1 protein-coding gene is annotated in these 243 nt (G+C 48.1%); it reads left to right on the forward strand.

Features of this window, described 5'->3' with window-relative positions; translation table 11 throughout:
* Nucleotides 1-53 precede the first annotated feature (53 nt).
* The coding region (locus tag NR201_RS22600; protein WP_256850200.1) for a hypothetical protein at nt 54-243 on the forward strand (190 nt) is incomplete at its 3' end.

The following is a 243-nucleotide window of genomic DNA, read 5'->3' on the forward strand; positions in this document are numbered from 1 at the left end:
GTGTAATTCATGCGTGGGCGGTCGATATTCGCCCAGGATAACTCCTACTCAGGATGATAGATGAGGTTACCGTCGTCCCACTTAACGTAGTAGCCGGCTGGTGCGTTTCCCTGCTCAAAGACGTTGATGATTTCGCCTCTTATCTCCCCGGATTTATGTTTAACGATGCTGCCTTTTGGAAATTTCAACATGGTCGCTACCTCATACTGCCCGGCAATAAATCACCCGTGATCATGTTACTGA

This window comes from Pantoea sp. Fr-CA_6, from assembly GCF_024520895.1.
Taxonomy (GTDB): Bacteria; Pseudomonadota; Gammaproteobacteria; order Enterobacterales; family Enterobacteriaceae; genus Pantoea; species Pantoea agglomerans.